Source organism: Halomonas sp. B23F22_3, assembly GCF_043496965.1.
In the GTDB taxonomy this organism is placed as follows: Bacteria; Pseudomonadota; Gammaproteobacteria; order Pseudomonadales; family Halomonadaceae; genus Halomonas.
On sequence record NZ_JBIEKG010000003.1, the window covers coordinates 118,850 to 141,912 of the forward strand.

The 23,063-nt window shown below is 70.1% G+C and carries 26 protein-coding genes; 12 read left to right on the top strand and 14 right to left on the bottom strand.

What is annotated here, in order from left to right:
* The first annotated feature begins 25 nt into the window (after positions 1 to 25).
* Complete coding sequence (locus tag ACGTNG_RS06970) at positions 26 to 940, top strand: AEC family transporter (RefSeq protein WP_394576291.1); 915 nt, start codon at positions 26 to 28, stop codon at positions 938 to 940.
* A 298-nt stretch (positions 941 to 1,238) separates the two neighbouring features.
* Here the strand turns inward: ACGTNG_RS06970 and trmB are convergent, their stop codons facing one another.
* A complete protein-coding gene (gene trmB, locus ACGTNG_RS06975) occupies positions 1,239 to 1,979 on the bottom strand; it encodes a tRNA (guanosine(46)-N7)-methyltransferase TrmB (protein ID WP_394576292.1) in 741 nt (246 codons plus the stop codon).
* Positions 1,980 to 2,258: 279 nt separating this feature from the next.
* Here trmB and ACGTNG_RS06980 point away from each other — a divergent pair, with 279 nt between their 5' ends.
* A complete protein-coding gene (locus ACGTNG_RS06980; protein WP_394576293.1) occupies positions 2,259 to 2,660 on the top strand; it encodes a DUF423 domain-containing protein in 402 nt (133 codons plus the stop codon).
* Here ACGTNG_RS06980 and ACGTNG_RS06985 read toward each other — a convergent pair.
* Both ACGTNG_RS06985 and ACGTNG_RS06990 read right to left on the bottom strand, forming a co-directional pair.
* Positions 2,636 to 3,049 (bottom strand): PaaI family thioesterase, encoded by a 414-nt coding sequence (locus ACGTNG_RS06985; protein ID WP_394576294.1) that lies wholly within the window; start codon positions 3,047 to 3,049, stop codon positions 2,636 to 2,638. The two genes, ACGTNG_RS06980 and ACGTNG_RS06985, sit on opposite strands and share 25 nt — an antisense overlap.
* A gap of 181 nt (positions 3,050 to 3,230) precedes the next feature.
* Positions 3,231 to 5,405: a malate synthase G gene (locus tag ACGTNG_RS06990; protein WP_394576295.1), complete on the bottom strand. Its 2,175-nt coding sequence runs from the start codon at positions 5,403 to 5,405 to the stop codon at positions 3,231 to 3,233.
* 247 nt (positions 5,406 to 5,652) lie between these two features.
* Between ACGTNG_RS06990 and ACGTNG_RS06995 the strand changes: the two genes are divergently transcribed.
* Positions 5,653 to 6,627 carry an alpha/beta hydrolase gene (locus ACGTNG_RS06995; protein ID WP_394576296.1) on the top strand — a complete coding sequence of 325 codons (975 nt, stop codon included), beginning with the start codon at positions 5,653 to 5,655 and terminating at the stop codon, positions 6,625 to 6,627.
* A complete protein-coding gene (locus ACGTNG_RS07000) occupies positions 6,624 to 7,106 on the top strand; it encodes a hypothetical protein (RefSeq protein ID WP_394576297.1) in 483 nt (160 codons plus the stop codon). The genes ACGTNG_RS06995 and ACGTNG_RS07000 overlap by 4 nt, the downstream gene beginning before the upstream one ends.
* Before the next feature lie 32 nt (positions 7,107 to 7,138).
* Here the strand turns inward: ACGTNG_RS07000 and ACGTNG_RS07005 are convergent, their stop codons facing one another.
* Both ACGTNG_RS07005 and ACGTNG_RS07010 read right to left on the bottom strand, forming a co-directional pair.
* Positions 7,139 to 8,641 (bottom strand): YifB family Mg chelatase-like AAA ATPase, encoded by a 1,503-nt coding sequence (locus ACGTNG_RS07005; protein WP_394576298.1) that lies wholly within the window; start codon positions 8,639 to 8,641, stop codon positions 7,139 to 7,141.
* Between the two features lie 73 nt (positions 8,642 to 8,714).
* On the bottom strand, positions 8,715 to 9,104 hold the full coding sequence (locus ACGTNG_RS07010) for an accessory factor UbiK family protein (protein ID WP_394576299.1): 390 nt from the start codon (positions 9,102 to 9,104) through the stop codon (positions 8,715 to 8,717).
* 292 nt (positions 9,105 to 9,396) lie between these two features.
* On the opposite strand from ACGTNG_RS07010, the gene ACGTNG_RS07015 reads away from it, so the two are divergent.
* The 3 genes from ACGTNG_RS07015 (at position 9,397) to glnK (ending at position 11,515) form a co-directional block, all read left to right on the top strand.
* The gene (locus tag ACGTNG_RS07015; protein WP_089847715.1) at positions 9,397 to 9,735 is read left to right on the top strand and encodes a P-II family nitrogen regulator; all 339 of its coding nucleotides are present in this window, start codon (positions 9,397 to 9,399) and stop codon (positions 9,733 to 9,735) included.
* Positions 9,736 to 9,773: 38 nt separating this feature from the next.
* Complete coding sequence (amtB, locus tag ACGTNG_RS07020) at positions 9,774 to 11,024, top strand: ammonium transporter AmtB (protein ID WP_394576300.1); 1,251 nt, start codon at positions 9,774 to 9,776, stop codon at positions 11,022 to 11,024.
* Positions 11,025 to 11,176: 152 nt separating this feature from the next.
* Positions 11,177 to 11,515, top strand: coding sequence for a P-II family nitrogen regulator (gene glnK / locus ACGTNG_RS07025; RefSeq protein WP_089847718.1), 339 nt, complete (start codon positions 11,177 to 11,179; stop codon positions 11,513 to 11,515).
* Positions 11,516 to 11,628: 113 nt separating this feature from the next.
* On the opposite strand, the gene ACGTNG_RS07030 is transcribed toward glnK, so the two are convergent.
* A complete protein-coding gene (locus ACGTNG_RS07030; protein WP_394576302.1) occupies positions 11,629 to 12,405 on the bottom strand; it encodes a ferredoxin--NADP reductase in 777 nt (258 codons plus the stop codon).
* 157 nt (positions 12,406 to 12,562) lie between these two features.
* Between ACGTNG_RS07030 and ACGTNG_RS07035 the strand changes: the two genes are divergently transcribed.
* Positions 12,563 to 13,489 carry a LysR family transcriptional regulator gene (locus tag ACGTNG_RS07035; protein ID WP_394576303.1) on the top strand — a complete coding sequence of 309 codons (927 nt, stop codon included), beginning with the start codon at positions 12,563 to 12,565 and terminating at the stop codon, positions 13,487 to 13,489.
* Between the two features lie 78 nt (positions 13,490 to 13,567).
* Here the strand turns inward: ACGTNG_RS07035 and ACGTNG_RS07040 are convergent, their stop codons facing one another.
* Complete coding sequence (locus tag ACGTNG_RS07040) at positions 13,568 to 13,996, bottom strand: host attachment protein (protein ID WP_394576304.1); 429 nt, start codon at positions 13,994 to 13,996, stop codon at positions 13,568 to 13,570.
* A gap of 223 nt (positions 13,997 to 14,219) precedes the next feature.
* Between ACGTNG_RS07040 and ACGTNG_RS07045 the strand changes: the two genes are divergently transcribed.
* Positions 14,220 to 14,729 carry a hypothetical protein gene (locus ACGTNG_RS07045; protein WP_394576305.1) on the top strand — a complete coding sequence of 170 codons (510 nt, stop codon included), beginning with the start codon at positions 14,220 to 14,222 and terminating at the stop codon, positions 14,727 to 14,729.
* A gap of 39 nt (positions 14,730 to 14,768) precedes the next feature.
* Here ACGTNG_RS07045 and ACGTNG_RS07050 read toward each other — a convergent pair whose 3' ends face one another.
* Together ACGTNG_RS07050 and hemE are read right to left on the bottom strand one after the other, a co-directional pair.
* Positions 14,769 to 15,140 carry a VanZ family protein gene (locus ACGTNG_RS07050; protein ID WP_394576306.1) on the bottom strand — a complete coding sequence of 124 codons (372 nt, stop codon included), beginning with the start codon at positions 15,138 to 15,140 and terminating at the stop codon, positions 14,769 to 14,771.
* Between the two features lie 19 nt (positions 15,141 to 15,159).
* Positions 15,160 to 16,236, bottom strand: coding sequence for a uroporphyrinogen decarboxylase (gene hemE, locus ACGTNG_RS07055; RefSeq protein ID WP_394576307.1), 1,077 nt, complete (start codon positions 16,234 to 16,236; stop codon positions 15,160 to 15,162).
* Positions 16,237 to 16,391: 155 nt separating this feature from the next.
* On the opposite strand from hemE, the gene ribA reads away from it, so the two are divergent.
* Together ribA and trhA are read left to right on the top strand one after the other, a co-directional pair.
* Positions 16,392 to 17,027 carry a GTP cyclohydrolase II gene (gene ribA, locus ACGTNG_RS07060; protein WP_394576309.1) on the top strand — a complete coding sequence of 212 codons (636 nt, stop codon included), beginning with the start codon at positions 16,392 to 16,394 and terminating at the stop codon, positions 17,025 to 17,027.
* A 55-nt stretch (positions 17,028 to 17,082) separates the two neighbouring features.
* Positions 17,083 to 17,754 (top strand): PAQR family membrane homeostasis protein TrhA, encoded by a 672-nt coding sequence (gene trhA, locus ACGTNG_RS07065; protein ID WP_394576310.1) that lies wholly within the window; start codon positions 17,083 to 17,085, stop codon positions 17,752 to 17,754.
* Between the two features lie 22 nt (positions 17,755 to 17,776).
* Here trhA and ACGTNG_RS07070 read toward each other — a convergent pair whose 3' ends face one another.
* Positions 17,777 to 18,406: a glutathione S-transferase family protein gene (locus tag ACGTNG_RS07070; protein ID WP_394576311.1), complete on the bottom strand. Its 630-nt coding sequence runs from the start codon at positions 18,404 to 18,406 to the stop codon at positions 17,777 to 17,779.
* Between the two features lie 263 nt (positions 18,407 to 18,669).
* Here ACGTNG_RS07070 and ACGTNG_RS07075 point away from each other — a divergent pair, with 263 nt between their 5' ends.
* The gene (locus ACGTNG_RS07075) at positions 18,670 to 18,954 is read left to right on the top strand and encodes a hypothetical protein (RefSeq protein ID WP_394576312.1); all 285 of its coding nucleotides are present in this window, start codon (positions 18,670 to 18,672) and stop codon (positions 18,952 to 18,954) included.
* Between the two features lie 114 nt (positions 18,955 to 19,068).
* Here ACGTNG_RS07075 and djlA read toward each other — a convergent pair whose 3' ends face one another.
* Genes djlA through ACGTNG_RS07095 form a run of 4 tightly spaced genes read right to left on the bottom strand, consistent with a single transcriptional unit; the run spans position 19,069 to position 22,955 of the window.
* A complete protein-coding gene (djlA, locus tag ACGTNG_RS07080; RefSeq protein WP_394576313.1) occupies positions 19,069 to 19,830 on the bottom strand; it encodes a co-chaperone DjlA in 762 nt (253 codons plus the stop codon).
* A gap of 28 nt (positions 19,831 to 19,858) precedes the next feature.
* Positions 19,859 to 21,772 (bottom strand): 1-deoxy-D-xylulose-5-phosphate synthase, encoded by a 1,914-nt coding sequence (gene dxs, locus ACGTNG_RS07085; RefSeq protein WP_394576314.1) that lies wholly within the window; start codon positions 21,770 to 21,772, stop codon positions 19,859 to 19,861.
* Between the two features lie 15 nt (positions 21,773 to 21,787).
* A complete protein-coding gene (locus tag ACGTNG_RS07090; protein ID WP_394576315.1) occupies positions 21,788 to 22,672 on the bottom strand; it encodes a farnesyl diphosphate synthase in 885 nt (294 codons plus the stop codon).
* Positions 22,662 to 22,955 carry an exodeoxyribonuclease VII small subunit gene (locus ACGTNG_RS07095; protein ID WP_394576316.1) on the bottom strand — a complete coding sequence of 98 codons (294 nt, stop codon included), beginning with the start codon at positions 22,953 to 22,955 and terminating at the stop codon, positions 22,662 to 22,664. The genes ACGTNG_RS07090 and ACGTNG_RS07095 overlap by 11 nt, the downstream gene beginning before the upstream one ends.
* Between the last annotated feature and the right edge of the window lie 108 nt (positions 22,956 to 23,063).

The window sequence follows — 23,063 nt, forward strand, 5'->3', positions numbered from 1 at the left end:
CAGGGAACGTTCACGAGGGGGTGTCATGGAAGGCGTAGGCAGTGCACTGGGACCGCTGTTCCTGCTCATCCTGCTGGGCGCCGGGCTCGGCCGCTGGCGCCAGCCAGGCGGGGATTTCTGGCCGCAGATGGAGCGGCTGATCTACTTCCTGCTGTTTCCCGCCATGCTGGTGTCGACCCTGGCCGGCGCGGATGTCGGCCAGGTGCCGGTGGTGCGGCTCGCCCTGGCGCTGCTCGGCGCCCTGGCGCTGTTCGGCCTGCTGCTGTGGGGGCTACGCCAGCGGCTACGCCTCGAGCCCGCCGCCTTCACCTCGACCCTCCAGGGCGCGCTGCGCTTCAACACCTACGTCGGCGTGGCCGGCGCGGCGGCCCTGCACGGTACGGCCGGGACCACGGTGGCGGCGGTCGCGGTGGCGCTGCTGGTGCCGATGGTCAACGTGCTCTGCGTGGTCAGCTTCATCGCCGCCGGCACCCTCGGCACGGCGAGCCTGGGGCGCAGTCTGGGGGCGCTGGCGCGCAACCCGCTGATCCTCGCCTGCCTGGCCGGCATCGGCCTGAACCTCAGTGGCCTGGGCCTGCCCGGCTGGAGCGCGCCCACCGTGGAACTGCTCGGCCGCGCCGCCCTGCCGCTGGGCCTGGTGGCCGTGGGGGTGGCGCTACGCCCCGCCACGCTGTTGAGGCTCGATCGCGGCGTCTGGGTCGCCAACCTGATCAAGCTCGTGCTGATGCCGGCGGCGGTGCTGGCCCTGGCCCTGCTGCTCGGCCTGGACCCGGTGAGCCGGGACGTGGCGCTGCTCTTCGCCGCCCTGCCCACCGCCACCTCGGCCTATATCCTGGCCCGCCAGCTGGGCGGCGACGCCGAACTGATGGCGGCGCTGATCACCGGCCAGACGCTGCTGGCCATGCTGACCCTGCCCCTGTGGTTGAAGCTGGTCGGCTGAGCGCGGCCGAGACGCCGGGCGGCGCCCATTAACGAAAACACTTCTTGTTTGCATTGACGACGCAAACGAGAATGATTACTCTGCAGGGGTGGCGTTGATGAGGCGCCACGGCCGGACAGGGCCCCTGCCAGTGCCCTGTCAGGATTTCTCCCTCTCATTGTTTGTCACGGTTCTTGTCGCCGCCCCCCGGGCGGCGTTTTTTTGCGCGTCCCCTCACCACACGCCCCTTGCCGCCGGCCCAACGCAAGACGCCCCCGGAATCGAGCGATCCCGGGGGCGTCTGCTGGCGCCTGAGTGCTTAGTCGACGCGTCGGAAGATCAGGTCCCAGACGCCGTGGCCGAGCTTCTCGCCGCGCGCCTCGAACTTGGTCAGCGGGCGAAACTCGGGGCGCGGCACGTAGGGAGCCGTCTCGGCACGGGCGGTGTTGGCGAAGCCCGGGGCCGCCTGCATCACCTCGGCCATCCACTCGGCGTAGGCCTCCCAGTCGGTGGCCATGTGCAGGGTGCCGCCGGGCTTGAGGCGGCCGCGCACCAGCTCGACGAAGGCCGGCTGCACGATGCGTCGCTTGTGGTGCTTCTTCTTCGGCCAGGGGTCGGGGAAGAACAGCTGCAGGGTGTCGAGGCTCGCCTCGGGCAGGCACTGCTCGAGGACGGCCAGGGCGTCCTCGCGATAGACCCGCAGGTTGGTCAGGCCGCGCTTGTCGGCCTCGTCGAGCAGCTTGCCGACGCCCGGCGCGTGCACCTCGATGCCGATGAAGTCGGTCTCCGGGTGGCGCTCGGCCTGCTCGACGAGCGAGGCGCCCATGCCGAAGCCGATCTCCAGCACCACCGGCGCCCGGCGGCCGAACAGCGCCGCGAGGTCCTGGCGGCCGTCGGCCAGCGTCAGTCCCAGGCGCGGCCAGACCTCCTCGAGCCCGCGGGTCTGGGCCTGGGTCATGCGCCCGGCGCGCAGCACGTAGCTCTTGATGCCGCGGCGATGCAGCGGGGCCTCGGGCCCTTCGGGGCCGGTCGTCTTGTCGTCGTGTCGCGGGTCGCTCATGGGCTGGGGAGAACTCGTTGGCAACGGTGATTCGGGGCCGACATTGTAGCCGTTAAGAGCGCCGCCGGGTACGGTAGACAGCCAAGGCCAGCGGGGCACTCGAGGCTGATCCGGCGACAGGCCTTCGAGCGGAGCCGGCCCTCCGGGGGCGCTTTGAATACATCCTTGTACGCTACCTCGGCCATCCCTGGTCCTCTGACCCCCTCTTAGGCCTGCCCCCGGCGCCCCTCGCGCAAACCTGTGCAACCGTAACGGCCATCCAAGACAAGGAGATTGTGAATGCAGGACAGAGGCTGGTGGTTCGGGGCGGCCCTCTCAGGGGCCCTGGTGGTCGTGGCCGGCGCCTTCGGCGCCCACGCCCTGGAAGGAACGCTGCCGCCGCGACTGGCGGCCGCCTTCGAGACCGGCGTGCGCTACCAGGCCTGGCACACCCTGGCGCTGCTCGCCGTGCTGGCCTGGCGCGCCTCGCGGCCGCTGGCCGGCCAGCGACTCGCGCTGGGGCTGTGGGCGGCCGGCATGGGGCTCTTCTCGGGCTCGCTCTATGCCCTGGCGCTGACCGGCACGGGCCGATGGGGCATGGTCACGCCGCTCGGCGGGGGGCTGCTGATCGGTGGCTGGCTCGCCCTGGCGGCGGCGGTGGCGCGCGCCCCGGCGGATCAGTCGCCGTCCGGCAGCGCGTAGGTGGCCGTGACCAGCGCCACCGGCCGCTCGTCGTCCGCCGAGAAGAGCTGTACCTCGCCCACCGCCAGGCGACGCCCCAGCTTGAGCAGCCGGGCATTGGCGATGATGTCGCGATCGCCCCGGGGTCGGCGCAGGAAGCGGCAGTGCAGGTCGCTGGTCACGGCCATGGGCTCGGGGCCGATCTGGGCCAGTATCGCCACGTAGAGGCAGACATCGGCCAGCCCCATCAGGGTGGGGCCGGAGACGCTGGCCCCGGGGCGCAGGTGCTCGTCCTCGATGGCCAGGCTCATGGTGGCGCGCATCTCGCCGACGCCCTCGATGGTGCCGGTACGCTGGGGAAAGACCTCGTCGAGGAAGTCCTCGATGGCGGCGGCGGTCATCACGGTCATGGCGCTTCTCCGGCGGGTGAGGGTGATGGCTGACCTTCACGATAGCGAAACCGGCCCCTCCCCGACAGTCGCCGAACGTCGCGCGCGTCAACGCCTCGCGCATATGAAAACGCCCCCGCGGCCGGAGCCGTGGGGGCATTTCGGGTTCAGGATGCGGGCGTGCCCGCGGCCTGGAACGGCCTTACTTGGCCTTGTGCACCGCGCGCCAGTGGTGCAGGAGCGGTTCGGTGTAGCCGGCCGGCTGCTCGCAGCCCTTGAAGATCAGGTCGCTGGCGGCCTGGAAGGCGGTGGAGGCGGCGAAGTCGTCGCTCATCGCGGTGTAGGTCGGATCGCCCGCATTCTGCTGGTCGACCACCTTGGCCATGCGCTCCAGGGTCTCCTGGACGCGGCCGGACTCGACCACGCCGTGGCGCAGCCAGTTGGCGATGTGCTGGCTGGAGATCCGCAGGGTGGCGCGATCCTCCATCAGGCCCACGTCGTGGATGTCCGGCACCTTCGAACAGCCCACGCCGTGTTCGACCCAGCGCACCACGTAGCCGAGGATGCCCTGGCAGTTGTTGTCGAGCTCCTGCTGAATCTCCTCGTCGCTCCACTCGGGCGTCTCGGCGACCGGAATGGTGAGCAGGTCATCCAGCAGATCCGGTTCGCCCTGGCCTTCCATCTCGCGCTGCAGCGCCGCAACGTCCACCTGGTGGTAGTGCAGCGCGTGCAGGGTCGCGGCGGTCGGGGACGGCACCCAGGCGGTGTTGGCGCCGGCCTTGGGGTGGCCGATCTTCTGCTCGAGCATGGCCGCCATCAGGTCCGGCATGGCCCACATGCCCTTGCCGATCTGGGCGCGGCCGCGCAGGCCACAGGCCAGGCCGACCTGGACGTTGTTCTGCTCGTAGGCCTGGATCCAGGCGGAGCCCTTCATGTCGCCCTTGCGGATCATCGGGCCGGCTTCCATGGCGGTGTGCATCTCGTCGCCGGTGCGGTCGAGGAAGCCGGTGTTGATGAACACCACCCGCGACGGGGCCTCGGCAATGCACGCCTTGAGGTTGGCCGAGGTGCGGCGCTCCTCGTCCATGATGCCCATCTTCAGGGTATCGCGGGCCATGCCGAGGATGTCCTCGATGCGGCCGAACAGGGTGTTGGCGAAGGCGACTTCCTTCGGCCCGTGCATCTTCGGCTTGACGATGTACATGGAGCCGGTGCGCGAGTTGCGCGGCTCGCCCTCGCCCTTATTCAGGTCGTGCAGGGCGATCAGCGAGGTGACGATGCCATCGAGGATGCCCTCGGGCAGCTCGTTGCCCTCGGCATCGAGCACCGCCGGGGTGGTCATCAGGTGGCCGACGTTACGCACGAACATCAGCGAGCGCCCGGGCAGGGTCACGCTGCCGCCGTCGACGCCCTGCCAGGTGCGGTCGCCCTTGAGGCGGCGGGTGATGGTCTTGCCGCCCTTCTCGACCTGCTCCTCCAGATCGCCCTTCATCAGCCCCAGCCAGCTTGCGTAGACGCCGACCTTGTCCTCGGCATCGACCGCGGCCACGGAGTCCTCGCAGTCCATGATGGTGCTCAGCGCGGCCTCGACGATCACGTCCTTGACGCCGGCCGGGTCGGTCTTGCCGATGGCGTCGCTCGGGTCGATCTGGATCTCCAGGTGCAGGCCGTGATGGGCCAGCAGCAGGGCGGAGGGCGAGGCGGCGTCGCCGTCGAAGCCCACCAGCTGGCCGGCGTCCGCGAGGCCGGTCTCGGCGCCGCCCTTCAGGGAGACGACGAGCTCACCGTCACGCAGGGCGTAGCCCTCGGCGTCGGCGTGGGAGCCGCTGGCCAGCGGCGCGGCGCGGTCGAGCACGCCGCGGGCGTAAGCGATGACCTTCTCGGCGCGCTTCGGATTGAAGCTCGTGCCCTTCTCAGCCCCGTCCTCCTCGGGGATGGCATCGGTGCCGTAGAGGGCGTCATAGAGGCTGCCCCAGCGGGCGTTGGCGGCGTTCAGCGCGTAGCGGGCGTTGTTGACCGGCACCACCAGCTGCGGGCCGGCCTGGGTGGTGATCTCGTCGTCGACGTTGGCGGTGGTCACGCCGACCTTGGCCGGGGCCTCGACGAGGTAGCCGATCTCCTCGAGGAAGGCACGGTAGGCGGCCATGTCGCGCACCGGGCCGGGGTTCTCGCGATGCCAGGTGTCGAGCTTCTCCTGCAGGCGATCGCGCTCGGCGAGCAGCTCGCGGTTCTGCGGAGCCAGGTCATGGAAGAGGGCGTCGACCCCGCTCCAGAAGTCGTCGGCGTCGACGCCGCTGCCGGGCAGGGCCTGTTCGTTGATGAAGCGGTCCAGCTCGGCGGCCACCTGGAGGCGGTGGCGAGCAATGCGTTGGGTCATGGGTCGTACTCCTCGTGCTTGGCTGCTCGGTGCCCCCTGGCACCGATCGGCCGGACAGGGAAAGATGACTGCGTAGCATCGATTTTGTGGAAATTGCTTCCACATGTAAAGCCATTGCCGCCATGACGGGCCGCAAGCTAGACCAAATGATGAGACCGCCCCCCACTTTCGGCGGCCCTCGCCGCCGGTGTCGCTGGTCGCGCCCTCGGCTTGGCGCTAGCATGAACGAGCCCTTGTGGAGAAACCGATGAGCGACTTTACCCCCCTGCAGGCCCTGGGCCCCCTCGCCCCCGCCGACCTCACCGGTCAGGCGCTCGAGCGCTACCTGGGCCACTACGGCCTGGCGCCCCTGCTCGCCGAGCGGGTGGGGCTCTACGTGGGCTATCTGCAGGCCGGCGACTTTCGCCTCTGGACCCAGGTCTGGAGCCCCGAGACGCCCATCGGCACCGCCTTCGTCGTGCACGGCTACTTCGACCACCTCGGCCTCTACCGCCACCTGCTGGAGTGCCTGCTCGCCCGGGGCTGGCGGGTCGTGCTCTGGGACCTGCCGGGCCACGGCCTCTCCAGCGGCCGCCGCGCCTCCATCGACGACTTCCAGGACTATGGCCGCTGCCTGCATCACCTGCAGCAGCACCTTCACGACGAGGGACTGGCCCCGCGCCCCTGGCTCGGCGTCGGGCAGAGCACCGGGGCGGCGATCCTCGCCACCGATGCGCTGACCCGCGGCGACGACGGCCACTGGTCGGGACTCGCGCTGCTGGCCCCGCTGGTACGCCCCTGGGGCTGGAACCAGTCGAGCTGGCTGCACCGCCTGGTGGGCCCCTTCGTGGAGTCGATCCCGCGCAAGTTTCGCGCGAATTCCACCGATGCCGAGTTCGCCGACTTCCTTCGCGAGGGCGATCCCCTGCAGGCCGATCGCCTGGCGATGGACTGGGTCGGCGCCATGCGCCGCTGGATGCCGCAGCTGCTGGCGCTGCCGCCGAGCCCGGTGCCGACCCTGATCCTGCAGGGCGAGCAGGACCTGACCGTGGACTGGGAATGGAACCTCGAGGTGCTTAACCGCAAGTTCCCCAACGCCGAGATCCATCGCCACCCCGAGGCCCGCCACCACCTGGTCAACGAGGCCGAGCCGATTCGCCGCGAACTCTTCACGGTGCTCGACCGCTTCGTCGCGACGCTGGCCGCGACCGACGACCCGCACGCCCGGAGGCCCGCGCCATGATCCGCCGCCTGCCTCTCCTGGCGTGCCTGCTGGTGCTGGTCGGCTGCGCCGGCGCCCCGGAGCAGCCGACCACCGTGCGCCAGGCCCTCTTCGGCATGAGCGAGCGCGCCGCCGAGGCGGTCACGGCGACTCCGCCCCTGCCGCGTCCGGCGGTCGATGAGGTGCTGCTGCTGGCGATGCCGCAGGTCGATGCCCGGCTGCCCCTCACCGACGCGCGCCTGCTCGAGAGCCTGACCCGCGCCCTGCTGGCGGTCGACGACGGCCCCCAGGTGCTGGAGTGGCGAGCGGCCATGGCAGAAGGGGGCCGCGACAACCAGTGGCGCCTGGAGACCCGCCTGCGCGCCGACGGCCCCCGCCTGCGGCTCTCGGACCGCGAGCTGCTGCCCTACCGCCTGAGCCTGGTGCTCTACCCCGCAGGACGCGACGCGCCCGCCTGGCGCAGCGAGATCGCAGGCGCGCTCGACGCCACGGCGCTCTGATCGCGGATCGCCTCGCCCTCGCGCCTCACCCCTCACCCCTTGAGCAGTCGATCGAGCTGTCGATAGCCGATGGCCTCGATCAGCTGGTCGCGGCCGGGGGGCACCTCCCCGGCCAGATCGGCCAGGGTCAGGGCCACCCGCAGCACCCGATGGTAGGCCCGCGCCGACAGCCTGAGCCGCTCCAGCACGCCAGCGAGCCAGGCTCGATCCTCGGCCTCGAGGCCGCAGGCCTCCTCCAGCGCGCGCCCGGACAGCCGGGCATTGAGCCCGCCGCGGGCCGCCTGCCTCGCCCGCGCCGCCAGCACCCGCTCGCGCACCACCGCCGAGGACTCGCCGGCTTCCCGGGAGGTCAGCTGCTCCGGCGCCAGGGCCGGCACCTCCACCTGGAGATCGATGCGATCGAGCAGCGGCCCGGAGAGCCGCGACTGGTAGCGCTGGATCTGCGCCGCGGTGCAGTGGCAGGGCCGGCGCGGATCGCCCAGGTGCCCGCAGGGGCAGGGGTTCATCGCCGCGACCAGCTGGAAGCCGGCGGGAAAGCGCCGCTCGTGGTTGGCCCGGGCGATATGGATCTGCCCCGACTCCATGGGCTCGCGCATCACCTCCAGCACGTGGCGGGAGAACTCCGGCAGCTCGTCGAGGAAAAGCACGCCCCGATGGGCCAGGGAGATCTCGCCGGGGCGCGGCTTCGAGCCGCCGCCCACCAGGGCCACGGCGCTGGCGGTGTGGTGCGGGGCGCGAAAGGGGCGCACGCCCCACTCGGCGGCGTGGGACAGCCCGCTGACCGAGCGGATCGCCGCCACCTCCAGCGCCTCCTGCTCGGTGAGCGGCGGCAGGATGCCCGGCAGGCGACTGGCCAGCATGGTCTTGCCGGTGCCGGGCGGCCCGGCGAACAGAAGATTGTGGCCGCCGGCCGCCGCCACCTCCAAGGCGCGGCGCGCCTGGTGCTGGCCGCGCACGTCGGCGAGGTCGGGCGCCGGCGTCGAGGCCGGGGCGGGGCCGGGGGCGCGATGCGGGAGCAGCGGCGTCTGGCCGAGCAGGTGGGCCACCACCTCGAGCAGGTGATCGGCGGGCAGCACCTCCAAATCGCCGGCCAGGGCCGCCTCATCGGCGTTGGCCCGGGGCACGATCAGCCGGCGGCGCGCCTGGCGCGTGGCCATGGCCATCGGCAACACGCCGCTGAGCGGGCGAAGCCGGCCGTCCAGGGCCAGCTCGCCGGCGCACTCGACCCCGTCGAGGGCCTCGGGCGGCACCTGCCCCGAGGCCACCAGCAGCCCCAGGGCGATGGGCAGGTCGAAGCGACCGCCCTCCTTGGGCAGGTCGGCGGGGGCGAGATTGAGGGTGATGCGGCGCAGGGGAAAGTCGAAGCCGGCGTTGACCAGGGCGCTGCGGACGCGCTCGCGGCTCTCCTTCACCGCGGCCTCCGGCAGGCCCACCAGGGTGATGCCGGGCAGTCCATTGGCCAGGTGCACCTCGACCAGCACCTCGGGCGCCTCGAGGCCGAGGCCGGCCCGGGTGTGGATGATTGCCAGCGTCATGCGCGATCCCTCGCTGCCTGTGTGACCTCAGGCTAGACCAGGCCGGCAAGGGGCGCCCGACGCCGGGCGAGGATCAGCGGTGGGACTCGCCGGCGCCGGCGTCTTCCTCGGGGCGCGCATCGTCGCCGCCTGCCTCGGGGGTCGGCTCCTGCGGGGAGCCGGCACTCAGCGCCTCCGGCAGCGGCTCGGCCGAAGCGCTCGCGGCCTCCCGCGAGGGGGCGGTGTCGAGAGCCTCTTCCAGTGCCGCCACCTGCTGCTCGAGGGCCTCGACCCGCGACCGGGTGCGCTGCATCACGTCCATCAGGATGTCGAAGTCCTCCCGCGACACCAGCTCCAGGCGATCGAAGGCGCCCTTGACCACCTGCTGGATGCCCTTCTGCACCTCTTCCGGGGCCTGGGATGCCCCCTGCAGCCGGTCGCCGATCTGCTGGGCCAGGCGGCTGATGCGATCGTGGCTCACCATGGTGTCTCTCCTGAATCGTCAATGGATGCCTCGCCAAAGGATACGCAAGCCACCGGCAGCGCGCACCATCCGCCGCTGCCTGCTGATGGTGCATATGCGCCACGGCAAAGCACTAAAAAAGTGCGCGCTCGCCGCCCGACTCGCGCCCCCCGCCGCACGAGAAGCCAACGGCCCCATCCAGACAACTGATTTCACGCCACTATTATGAGAAGTGGCACGGTTCACGCAGCGTCAGGACAACCACTTCTCGGGGGGCACCACGCCGCCCACTTTCAAGCAGGGGAGATCCGTCATGAAGCTGATCACCGCCATCATCAAGCCCTTCAAGCTCGACGACGTCCGCGAGGCGCTCGCCGATAACGGCGTGCAGGGCATCACCGTCACCGAGGTCAAGGGCTTCGGCCGCCAGAAGGGCCACACCGAGCTCTATCGCGGTGCAGAGTACGTCGTCGACTTCCTGCCCAAGGTCAAGGTCGAGGTCGCCGTGGACGACGGCCGCCTCGAGACCGTGCTGGACGCCATCTGCAGCGCGGCCAACAGCGGCAAGATCGGCGACGGCAAGGTCTTCGTCACGCCGCTGGAGGACGTGATCCGCATCCGTACCGGCGAACGCGGTGCCGATGCCGTCTGACTGCCCCTCCCTTTCCTTCCCGACGTGGAGAGACACCCATGAGTGAACTTCCCGAACTGAGCTACGCGCTCGATACCTTCTACTTCTTGATCTGCGGCGTGCTGGTGATGTGGATGGCCGCCGGCTTCTCGATGCTCGAGGCGGGCCTGGTGCGCTCCAAGAACACCGCCGAGATCCTCACCAAGAACATCGCCCTGTTCGCGATCGCCTGCACCATGTACCTGCTGGTCGGCTACTACGTGATGTACTCCAGCGACGCCGGCGGCTTCCTGCCGAGCCTGGGTGCACTGATCGGCAGCGAGAACGGAGTCGAGGCGGTGCTCGCCGGCGGTGATGACGCCCCCTACTACTCCATGCGCTCGGACTTCTTCTTCCAGGTGGTGTTCGTGGCTACCGCCATGTCCATCGTCTCCGGCGCCGTGGCCGAGCGCATGAAGCTGTGGGCCTTTCTGGCCTTCGCCGTGGTGATGACCGGCTTCATCTACCCGGTCTCCGGCTACTGGACCTGGGGCGGCGGCTGGCTGGCCGAGGTCGGCTACTCCGACTACGCCGGTTCGGGCATCGTGCACCTCGCCGGTGCGGCGGCGGCGCTCGCCGGGGTCATCGTGCTCGGCCCGCGCAAGGGCAAGTACGGCAAGAACGGCAGCATCTACGCCATCCCCGGCGCCAACCTGCCGCTGGCGACCCTGGGTACCTTCATCCTGTGGATGGGCTGGTTCGGCTTCAACGGCGGCTCCGAGCTGAAGATGTCCGACGTCGCCTCCGCCAACAACGTGGCCCAGGTGTTCGTGAACACTAACGCGGCCGCCGCCGGTGGCGTGATCGCCGCGCTGATCCTGGCCAAGCTGTGGTTCCGCAAGGCCGACCTGACCATGTCGCTGAATGGCGCCCTGGCGGGCCTGGTGGCCATCACCGCCGACCCGCTCTCGCCCAGCGCCCTGGGCGCCGCCCTGATCGGTGCCGTGGGTGGCCTGCTGGTGGTCGTCGCCATCGTGACCCTGGACAAGCTGAAGCTGGACGACCCGGTGGGTGCCATCTCCGTGCACGGCGTGGTGGGCATCTGGGGCGTGCTGGCCGTGCCGCTGACCAACGGCGATGCCGGCTTCGGTGCACAGCTGATCGGCATCCTCGGCATCTTCATCTGGGTGTTCGTGGCCAGCCTGATCGTCTGGCTGATCCTCAAGGCCGTGATGGGTATCCGGGTCACCGAGGAGGAGGAGTACGAAGGGGTCGACCTGACCGAATGCGGCCTGGAGGCCTACCCCGAGTTCGGCGTCGCCAAGTCATGAGACGCGCCCCACTGTGAGCCCATGCGTACGTCCTGGCCCCCTTCGGGGGGCTTTTTCATTCCTCTCGCACCGGGTGTATGCTCTGGCACAATGAGTACGGCAAGGGTGGCGGCGCTCGCCACCGACCCACGGACACGACGAGGATCAAGACCATGAAACTGGTGACCGCCATCATCAAGCCGTTCAAGCTCGACGACGTACGGGAGTCGCTCTCCGAGATCGGCGTCCAGGGCATCACCGTTACCGAGGTCAAGGGCTTCGGCCGCCAGAAGGGCCACACCGAGCTCTATCGCGGCGCCGAATACGTCGTCGACTTCCTGCCCAAGGTGAAGCTCGAGGTGGCCGTGGACGACGACATGGCCGAGAAGGTGATCGATGCCATCACCCAGGTGGCCAACACCGGCAAGATCGGCGACGGCAAGATCTTCGTCACCGCCCTGGAGCAGGTGCTGCGCATCCGCACCGGCGAGACCGGCAAGGACGCCGTCTGAGCCAGGCGGCGCTCCCTGGCGTCGGCGCACGAAAAAAGACCCCGCGGGAAGAAGCTCCCGCGGGGTCTTGTTTTGCCGAGGCGCGACCGTCCCCGGTCAGCGGACGGCGCGGCTCACTTCTCGACGAAGGCGCGCTCGATCACGTAGTCGCCGGGCTCGCCCATGCGCGGCGAGATGGTGAAGCCGAGCTCGTCGAGCAGCGCGCTGGTGTCGTCGAGCATCGCCGGGCTGCCGCAGATCATGGCGCGATCCTGCTTCGGATCGATGGCCGGCAGGCCCATGTCGTCGGTGAGCTTGCCGCTGCGGATGTGGTCGGTCAGCCGCCCCATGGTATGGAACTCCTCGCGGGTCACCGTGGGGTAGTAGACCAGCTTCTCGCTGATCTCCTCGCCCAGGTACTCGTGGGCCGGCAGGTCCTTCTGGATGAAGTCGGCGTAAGCCAGCTCGTTGACGTTGCGCACGCCGTGCACCAGCACCACCTTCTCGAAGCGCTCGTAGACCTCCGGGTCCTGAATCAGGCTCATGAACGGCGCCAGGCCGGTGCCGGTGGAGAGCAGGTAGAGGTTGCGCCCCGGCAGCAGGTCGTCGGTGACCAGGGTGCCGGTGGGTTTGCGGCTGACCATGATCTGGTCGCCCACCTTGAGGTGCTGCAGCCGCGAGGTCAGCGGGCCGTCCTGCACCTTGATGCTGAAGAACTCCAGGTGGTCCTCGTAGTTGGGGCTGGCGATGGAGTAGGCCCGCATCAGCGGCTTGCCGTTCACCTCGAGGCCGATCATCACGAACTGGCCGTTCTTGAAGCGCAGGCTGCGCTCCCGGGTGGTGCGGAAACTGAACAGGGTGTCGTTCCAGTGATGCACACTGAGAACGTCCTCAAGCGCAAACTTGCTCATGCCGGCTCCTTTAATATTCCAAAAAAGAATAAATATGCCTGATAGACTGATACAGCAATTCTAAGAGCCGGGAGTTTATCTGTTAAATGGATTGTATGGATAACGCTTATCTATACTCTGGATATAAGCTCTGGGTATCAAACCGCCAAGGAGCGTCATGCGCTACACCCTGCGTCAGCTCGAGGTCTTCGTCGCCGTCGCCCAGCACGAGAGCGTCTCCCGGGCGGCCCGCGCCCTGGCGCTCTCGCAGTCGGCGACCAGTACCGCCCTGGCCGAGCTGGAGCGCCAGTTCGACTGCCGGCTGCTCGATCGACTCGGCAAGCGTCTCAAGCTCAATGCGCTGGGCTTCCAGCTGCTGCCCAAGGCGGTGGCCCTGCTCGATCGTGCCGAGGAGGTGGAGGAGCTGCTGCGCGGCCAGCAGGGCATCGGCATCCTCGACGTGGGCGCCACCCTGACCATCGGCAACTACCTGGCGACCCTGCTGATCAGCGACTTCATGCAGCGCCACCCCGGCAGCCGCGTGCGCCTCTCGGTACGCAACACCCGCACCATCATCGAGAGCGTGCGTCAGCACGAGCTCGACCTGGGATTGATCGAAGGGCAGTGCGAGGAGGAGGACGTGATCACCCAGCCCTGGGTGGAGGACGAGCTGGCGGTGTTCTGCTCGCCGCGTCATCCGCTGGCTCACGGCGGCCCGGTGGAACTCGACCGGCTGCTGCGCGAGGCCTGGATCATGCGCGAACAGGGCTCCGGCACCCGGCTGACCCTGGAGCAGGCCGCCCGTCATCGCCGCGGGCGCTTCAACATCCTGCTCGAGCTGGAGCACACAGAGGGCATCAAGCGGGCGGTGGAGTCGGGGCTCGGCATCGGCTGTGTCTCGAAGCTCGCGCTGCGCGACGCCTTCCGCCGCGGCAGCCTGGTGCCCATCGCCACCCCGGAGCTGGACCTGAGCCGCCAGTTCAGCTTCATCTGGCACCGCCACAAGTACCTGGCCACCGGCATGCGCGAGTTCCTCAAGCTGTGCCGGCAGATGACCGAGGGCATTCGCCGCAGCGATCAGATCGACCTGCCCCAGGTGCCCTGATGCGAAGGGCCTGACACCGATGCCCCGACACCAAACGGCCCGACCGCAGGGCCGGGCCGTCCAGCGCGCGGGGAGAACCTAGCGAAGGTCGCGGACCGCCTCCTGGATATCGGCGAGGGTGGCCTTGGTGAGGTCCTTGGCCAGCGAGTGGATAACCCGCTTGGCGGTGGGACCATCGACCTTGTCGCGCAGCTGGCCGAGAAAGCGCGGCGGGGCGACGAGGATCAGCTTCTCCATGCTGTTGTCGACGCGGGCACGATAGAGTCGCTCGGCCACCTCGCGGGCAAACATCTCTTCATGATGCTGGGTCGCGACGTTCTCTCCGCCGGCGCTGCGGGCCGAGGTCGCGGTCGACTCGTGGACATCGCCCCCCCGATCGGTGACCAGATCGCCCTCGTGCAGGCGTCCTTCCGTGTGTACGAGGCTATCCAGCTCGCTGATCGTGATTCCATCGCGGGTAAACAGGCGTGCCCGCGCCGCATCCGCCACCACGATATAGGTCGTCATAGTCGCTCCTCGATGCCGGTGAATGGACGAAGGCCTGCCCGACGGACACCCGCCTTCGTCTCTGATTCAACCTTGGCAAGCGCCCCGGGGTTGGTCAACAAGCATCGCCGGTGACAGACCGAGACTGCAGCAGGGCGGGAACTGGGGTAGCATCACGCCTCGCCCGACACGGAGGTCGGCGCGCCTCATCGCTGCGATGTGCATTCCCCCGGGAGGATCCCCCATGCGACAGTTCCTGTTTCCCCGCCGGCCGTTGGCTCGCGCCACCGTGCTGACCTGCCACCTGCTGCTGCAGCTCGGCCTGTTGGCCGGTGCCGCCCTGTGGCTGGCCCCGCACGCCCCGTGGCTCATGCCGAGCGACGCGGCGCCCCGCGACTGGCTACCCCTGGCACTGGGCGGCGGGGTCTGGCTGCTGGCCGCCGTGGCCCTGCGCCTGGTGGCCGAGCTCGCCCTGCTGCCCCACCACCTGATGGCGCAGCGTCCCGGCTTCGCCCCGGCCGCCGTGGTCACCCGCTCCTTTGAACGGCGCCCGGCGGTGCATGACGAGGCCCACGCCTGGACCAGTGCGGCGCGGCGCGGTGCCGACGATGAGGAAGAGAGCGTCGTGGGCAGCCCTCGGGTGGTGCGCCCCGCCGAGCGCCGGGCGCCGGCCCGCGCCACCGACGAGCCCACCCTGGACCTGAATCGACCCGGCGCGCCGGAACCGGCGGCGGTCAACGAGCCGCGGCTCTAGGCGGGCGCCCAGGCCGGGGCCGAACACGGCGCCGCGCGCTCACCCCTCGGCCGCGCGGTACCCTCGCAGGTGGCGCAGGGCCTTGAGCCCGGCCACCGCGCAGGCCGCCCCCAGGGCGTTGGCGAGGATGTCCTGCAGGTCGCCACCGAGGCGACCCGGCACGGGGATCTGGGCGACCTCGATGGCCGCGCCATAGAGCACGCTGATCAGCAGGGCCCATGGCAGGCGCACCCCCGCGAGCCCGATCAGGCCCGTCAGACCGGCATAGCCGATGAAGTGGCTGGCCTTGTCCCAGGGCAGCGACCCGGGCAGCTCACTCCCCGGGGTCAGGCTGCCCCAGGCGATCACCAGGGCCGCCAGCACGGCCAGCACCGCCCACAGGCGGCGCCATGTCGCCGTGCCTTTCGTCACTCCCGGCGCCACCGCCGCCTCAGTCCTGGGCGATCTGACGGTGGTAGGCCGGGCTCAGGTCGTGCAGGGCCTCCATGAAGGCCGTGACGTGGTCCGGGTCGGTGAACTGGTTGATGCCGTGACCCAGGTTGAAGATGTGGCCGGGGCCGTGGCCGAAGCTATCGAGGGTCCGCGCCACCTCGGCGCGAATCGCCGAGGGACGGGCGAACAGCACGTTGGGATCGAGGTTGCCCTGCAGGGCGACGCGATGACCGACCCGCGCCCGGGCGGAGGAGAGCTCGGTGGTCCAGTCCAGGCCCACGGCGTCGGAGCCCGCCGCCGCGATGTCCTCGAGCCACTGTCCGCCGTTCTTGGTGAACAGGATCACCGGCACCCGGCGGCCCTCATGCTCGCGGATCAGGCCGGCCACGATCTGCTCCATGTAGCGCAGCGAGAACTCCAGGTAGGCCGGCGTCGACAGCGCCCCGCCCCAGGTATCGAAGATCTGTACCGCCTGGGCACCGGCGCGGATCTGGGCATTGAGGTAGTCGGTGACCGCGTGGGCCAGCTTGTCGAGCAGCCGGTGCATGGCGTCCGGTGCGTCGTAGAGCATCGTCTTGACGTGGCGGAAGTCCTTGCTGGAGGCGCCCTCCACCATGTAGGTCGCCAGCGTCCAGGGACTGCCGGAGAAGCCGATCAGCGGCACCCGGCCGTTGAGCTCACGACGGATGGTCGAGACGGCCCGCATCACGTAGTCGAGGTCGCGCTCGGCATCCGGCACCGCCAGGGCATCCACCTCGGCCGCGGTGCGTACCGGCTTGCGGAATTTCGGCCCCTCGCCGGTCTCGAAGTAGAGCCCCAGCCCCATGGCATCGGGGATGGTGAGGATGTCCGAGAAGAGGATGGCCGCGTCCAGCGGATAGCGCTCCAGGGGCTGCAGGGTGACCTCGCAGGCCAGCTCCTGGTTGCGGCAGAGATCCATGAAGCTGCCGGCCTGGGCCCGCACCTCACGATACTCCGGCAGGTAGCGGCCGGCCTGACGCATCATCCAGACCGGGGTGCGGTCGACGGGTTGACGCGCCAGGGCGCGCAGAAAGCGGTCGTTCTTGAGTTCCATGCGGGCGCTCGTCCACGGAAAATGTGGGCGCCATTGTACCCCATCGAAGGCGCCGGGGATGAGCCCCGTGATGCACACGGTGAGCCCGCCCGGCCTTCCTGATAGAATGGTCGTTCACTCGTCGGCAACGCCGTGGTCATCCACCGAGGTACATCGTGACGATTCGATTCATCGCCGCCTCCCGGCTGCCCACTCCCTGGGCCACCTTCACCATGCACGGCTTCGAGGACGAGGCCACCGGCAAGGATCACATCGCCCTGACCCTGGGCGACGTGGCCGACGGCGAACCGGTGCTGGGCCGGGTCCACTCGGAGTGCCTGACCGGCGATGCGCTCTTCTCGATGCGCTGCGACTGTGGCTACCAGCTGCAGGAAGCGCTCAAGCGCATCGCCGAGGAGGGGCGCGGGGTGCTGCTCTACCTGCGCCAGGAGGGGCGCGGCATCGGCCTGCTCAACAAGATCCGCGCCTACCGCCTGCAGGACGCGGGCGCCGACACCGTGGAGGCCAACGAGCAGCTGGGCTTCGCCGCCGACCTGCGCCGCTACGACCTCTGCGTGCCGATGCTCGACCACCTGGAGATCACGGCCCTGCGGCTGATGACCAACAACCCGCGCAAGGTCGACGCCCTGACCCAGGCCGGCGTGACGGTGAGGGAACGCGTGCCGCTGACCACCGGTCTAAATCCGCACAACGAACAGTACCTGACCACCAAGGCGGGCAAGCTGGGCCACATGATGGCGCTGGGCGACTTCACCCAGGCCAGCGACGTGGACATCGAACGCAAGCCCTGAGCGCCGGCGACGCGCCGACCGGCATCGGGGTGGTGGCCTGAGAGGAGGCGCCCCGATGACGCATCCCCCCGCACATGGCGAGCCCCCCTACAGCGCCCTCGAGGAGCTGCTGCACAGCATCAGCCACGGCATCGGCGCCGCGCTGAGCCTCGCCGGGCTCGTGGTGCTGCTGGTACTGGCCAGCCTGGGCGCCCACGTCGACCCCTGGAAGATCGTCGGCATCAGCCTCTACGGCACCAGCCTGGTGCTGCTCTACACCGCCTCCACCCTCTATCACGGCGTGCGCCACCCGCGCCTGAAGCGCCTCTTCCAGCACCTGGACCACTGCGCGATCTACCTGCTGATCGCCGGCACCTACACGCCCTTCCTGCTGGTCAACCTGCGCGGCCCCACGGGCTGGACGCTGCTCGCCACGGTCTGGTCGCTGGCCCTGGCGGGGATCGCCTGCAAGCTCGCCTGGCCGCATCGCTTCGAGGCGCTGCGGGTCTCGATCTACCTGCTGATGGGCTGGCTGATCGTGCTGGCCGGCGACAGCCTGGCGGCCAGCCTCTCCGCCACCGGCCTCGCCCTGCTGGTCGCCGGCGGCATCACCTACACCCTGGGCGTGGTCTTCTATGCGGTCAGCGCCATCCCCTTCAACCACGCGATCTGGCACCTGTTCGTCATGGGCGGCAGCACCTGCCACTACTTCGCGGTGGTCACCGCCGTGCTGCCCTTCGCGGCCTGATCCGACCCGACCCGAGCCGACATCAGCCCGGTTCGGCGGCGCTGCGCTCCCGTGACGCCGCCCGCGCCAGCGCCGGCCGCGCCGCGACGTGCTCACGATAGGCGGCCAGCGCCGGCGGCAGACGCATCTTGAACTGCACGGCCCAGGTCAGGGTGTGGGTCAGCAGCAGGTCCGCCAGGGTGAAGCGCTCCCCCACCAGCCAGCCCTCGCCGTCGAAGCATCGCCCCAGGGCCCCCAGCGCCCGCTGGAACTCCCAGGCGGCGGTCGGCAGCACCGCCGGGACGCGCTGTTCGCCCGGTAGCGCGAACTTGTGCTTGGCCTGGGTCCAGAGCGGCTGCTCCAGCTCGCCGATGATGAAGAAGAGCCACTGGTCGACCCGGGCCCGCTCCTCGACGCTGGCCGGCAGCAGGCCGCCCGGCTCGCCATAGCGCTCCGCCAGGTAGCGACAGATCGCCGCCGACTCGAAGAGCGTCAGCTCGCCATCCACCAGCACCGGCACCTTGCCGTCGGGATGACGCGCCAGGAAGGCCTCCGACTGGCCTTCCCCGCGGCCCAGGTCCACGTGGCGATAGGCATACGAAAGGCCCAGCTCTTCCAGGGTCCAGGTCGCGCGCAGCGAGCGGGAGTTGGGAAACCCGTAGAGGGTGATCATCGAACGACTCCTTGCGATGTCTCGGTCCCCCCACGCTAGCCCACCGCCGCGACCGTGGCGAGCGCCCTTCGTAAACGACTCACCGCCTCCCGGCCCCGCTCGCCGGACAGAGGGCGTCATGTGTAGTGCGTCACCGATACCCTTCACCGATAGCCCTTAATCGATAGGCCCGCTCAATCTCTCCCATCGAATACAATAACTACCCTAACATTTAGCTGGCTATTAATATGCTCGTCATACATCAACACGACGAGGCACTCGCCATGAAGACCACACTGATGACCGCCACCCTGATGGTTGCCGCCCTGCCGCTCGCCGCCCAGGCCGACCCGGCCACCGAGCGCGCCCTGCAGCTGAACCAGGAGCCGCTCTCGAGCGTCGAGACGTCCAGCTCCGATGCTGCGAACGCCTCGGTCGACCTCGAGCGCCTCGACGGCGGCAGCGAGGCCATGGCCCAGGCCCGCCTGCGGCTGCGCTCCCGGCAGGCCATGACCGACTTCGCCGCCAGCGGCGACGCCTACCGCCTGGCCCGCGAGGCCACCAGCTAAGGGCCTCGGCCGTCTCGCGAGCCCCCGGCACGAAAAAAAGCCCCCGAGATCGGGGGCTTTTTCGTGGCCGGGCGTCATGGCCAGGGCTCGCGTCGATGGCGCCCGAGCGCGGTATCAGGCCGCCGCGCGCGCCTTGCGGATGCGCTCGTAGGCGTTGCCGATCTCGCTGGTGCGCTCCTTGGCCATCTCGCGCATGCTCTCGGGGAGCCCCTTGGCCGCGAGCTTGTCGGGATGGTTCTCGCTCATCAGGCGACGATAGGCCTTCTTGATCTCGGCATCGCTGGCCTCGGCCTCGACCCCCAGCACCCGATAGGCATCCTCCAGGGAGACGCCGTGCTCGGCGGCGCCCTGGGGGCCGCCGCGCAGCATCGCCTCGATCTGGGCGATCTCGGCCTCCGAGCAGCCCAGCCCCCTCGCCACGCGCAGCAGCATCTCATGCTCGGCGGGGTGCAGCTCCCCGTCGGCGGTGATCGCCGCGAGCTGCACCTGCAGGAACACCTGCAGCAGGGCGTGCTGACGGCCGACCACCTGACGCACCTTGGCGAGCTCCGCCTCCAGGTCGAAGTCCGGGGCCTTGCCGCGGGTGAAGGCGGCCCGCGCCTGGGCGCGCTGCGCCTCGTTGAGCCGCAGGCGATCCCACAGCCGCCGGGAGGCCTCCAGTTCGTCCTCGGTGACGCGGCCATCGGCCTTGCACATGCAGCCCATCACCGCGAAGGTCGAGTCGAGGAACTGCGCCTGGGCGCCGGCCAGCCGGCCCAGCACGCTCTTGCGCAGCCGCCGCACCAGCCAGTAGCCGAGGCCGGCGCCGACCAGCAGCCCCAGGGGGCCGCCGATCCAGAAGCCCAGTAACGCACCGAGCAGAGTCAGAAAAAGCATCGTCGCCTCGCAGGTATAAGGGGAAGAATCAGCCGCGCCAGGCGCGGATCGACGCCTCGATGCCGTCGGCGTCCAGGCCGCACTCGGCGAGCAGCTCGGCGGGCTTGCCGTGCTCGACGAAGGCATCGGGCAGGCCGAGGTTGAGCACCTCGACCCGGGCGCCCTCGGCCATCAGCAGCTCGTTGACGGCGCTGCCGGCGCCTCCGGCGACCACGTTCTCCTCCAGGGTCACCAGCAGGTCATGATCGTCGGCGGCCGCCATGACGGCGTCGCGATCCAGCGGCTTGATCGAGCGCATGTTGAGGTGCGTGGCGTCGAGACGCTCGGCCACCTCCGCCGCCGGGCCGTTGAGGCTTCCGAAGGCCAGCAGTGCCACCCGCGCCTCGCCGCGCCGCCGCCACTCGGCCCGGCCGATCTCCAGGGGTTCCAGATGGCGCGGGGTGGGCACGCCCGGGCCGGTGCCGCGGGGATAGCGCACCGCCGCCGGGCCGGGGTGTTGGTAGGCGGCGCTGAGCATGGCCCGGCACTCGGCCTCGTCGGCCGGCGCCAGCACCACGAGCCCGGGGATGCAGCGCAGGTAGGAGAGATCCAGGCTGCCGTGGTGGGTCGGCCCGTCCTCGCCGACCAGACCGGCACGGTCGATGGCGAAGGTGACGTCGAGCTCCTGCACCGCCACGTCGTGGATCAGCTGGTCGTAGCCGCGCTGCAGGAAGGTGGAGTAGATCGCCACTACCGGCTTCATCGCCTCGCAGGCCATGCCCGCGGCCAGCGTCACCGCGTGCTGCTCGGCGATGGCCACGTCGAAATAGCGCTCGGGGTACTCCTTCGAGAAGCGCACCAGGTCGGAGCCCTCGCGCATCGCCGGGGTGATGCCGATCAGCCGCTCGTCCACCGCCGCCATGTCGCAGAGCCAGTCGCCGAAGACGCTGCAGTACTTCTTGGGCTTGGGCCCAGATGGGGGAGCCGGCGTGAGCGGCGGCGGGGTCTCGCCCTTGCCCGGCTCGCTCTTCTCGAGCTTGGTGATGGCATGGTAGCCGATGGGGTCGGCCTCGGCGGGCAGGAAACCCTTGCCCTTGCGGGTCTTCACGTGGAGGAACTGCGGCCCCTCCAGGTCGCGCATGTTGCGCAGAGTATCCACCAGCAACGGCAGGTCGTGGCCGTCGATGGGCCCGATGTAGTTGAAGCCCAGCTCCTCGAAGAGCGTGGCGGGGCTGATCATGCCCTTCATGTGCTCCTCGGTGCGCCGCGCCAGCTCCAGGGCGCCGGGCAGGTGAGAGAGCACCTTCTTGCCGCCCTCGCGCATGCTGGTATAGGGCTTGCTGGTGAGGATGCGCGCCAGGTAGCTGGCCATGCCGCCGACGTTCTCGGAGATCGACATCTCGTTGTCGTTGAGCACCACCAGCAGGTTGGCATCGACGTGGCCGGCGTGGGCGAGGGCCTCGAAGGCCATGCCCGCGGTCAGGGCGCCATCGCCGATCACCGCGCAGACCCGGCGCGACTCACCGCGGGTGCGGGCGGCCAGCGCCATGCCGAGCGCCGCCGAGATCGAGGTGCTGGAGTGGCCGACGCCGAAGGTGTCGAACTCCGACTCGGCGCGCCGCGGGAAGGCGGCCAGGCCGCCGTACTGGCGAATGCCGGTCATCGCCTCGCGGCGGCCGGTGAGGATCTTGTGGGGATAGGCCTGGTGGCCCACGTCCCACACCAGGCGGTCGTGGGGCGTCTCCAGGGCCTGGTGCAGGGCCACGGTGAGCTCCACCACGCCGAGGCCCGCGCCGAAGTGGCCGCCGGAGACGCCCACGCTGTAGAGCAGGTAGGCGCGCAGCTCGTCGGCCACCTGGGCCAGCTGGCCGGCGTTCATGGCGCGCAGGGCGGCCGGCGCCTCCAGGGTGTCGAGCAGCGGCGTGGCCGGACGCTCGACGGGAATGTCATCGAACAGCTTCATGTGGGGCCTGTGGTGTCAGTGGTCACGCTCGATCATGTAGCGGGCCAGGTCGGCCAGGGGCGCGGCGCCCTCGCCCAGCGGCGCCAGGGCCGCCACGCCCGTCTCGACCAGGTCGAGGGCCCGGCGCCGGGCGCCCTCGAGCCCCAGCAGGCTCGGATAGGTCGGCTTGGCCCGGGCGGCATCGGCCCCGGAGATCTTGCCGAGGGTCGCGGTGTCGCCGGTCACGTCGAGGACGTCGTCGTGGATCTGGAAGGCCAGGCCGATGGCGTCGGCATAGGCGTCCAGGGCGGCCAGCCGCGCGTCGCTCTCGTCGACCGCGATCAGGCCGCCGAGGCGGACCGCCACGCGGATCAGCGCGCCGGTCTTGTGACCGTGCATGGCCGCCAGCGCGGCCACTTCCGGGTGTCCGCCCACGGCGGCCAGATCCAGCGCCTGGCCGGCCACCATGCCGTCGCGACCGGCGGCCCGGGCCAGGCCGGCGACCAGGGCGCCGACCCGCGGGTGGGCACTTTCCGCCAGCACCTCGAAGGCCAGTGCCTGGAGGGCGTCGCCGGCGAGGATCGCGGTGGCCTCGTCATAGGCGCGATGCACCGTGGGCTGGCCGCGACGCAGGTCGTCGTCATCCATCGCCGGGAGGTCGTCATGCACCAGCGAATAGGCGTGGATCAGCTCCAGCGCCATGGCCGGGGCATCCAGGTCGTCCTCCGCGGCGCCCAGGGCCCGGCCGGCCGTATAGACCAGCACCGGCCGCAGCCGCTTGCCGCCCACCAGCAGGGCGTGGCGCATCGCCGCCTCCAGGCGCGGCGCGGGCGCCACCCGCTCGCTGAACAGCGACTCGAGACGGGCATCGACCCGGGCTCGGTCCGCGGCCAGCCTGGCCACCAGTGCGTCAGCGCTCACCGTCGTCCTCCGCTGGCGGGGCCGCGAAGGGCGCGAGGTCGACGCCGCCCGCCTCACCCTCGGTGAGGGTGCGCACCCGAAGCTCGGCCTCGTCGAGCCGACGCTGGGCGTCCCGGGTCAGGCGCACGCCCTGCTCGAAGGCCGCGAGCGAGCCCTCGAGCGACAGCTCGCCGGACTCCAGCCGCTCGACGAGCTGCTCGAGCCGCTCGACGGTGGCGGCGAAGTCGGCCGGCGCCGCCTCGTCGCCGGCCCCGTCCCTGCCTTGACTATGGTGTTCCGCCATCGCCTCTACTCGCCGGTGGATGATCCTAGGGCCGACAGTATACACGCTCTCCCGGGGGGGTCGTCTGCCCCGGCCCGCGGGGTGCCAACATGCAGGCGGCTCATCCTC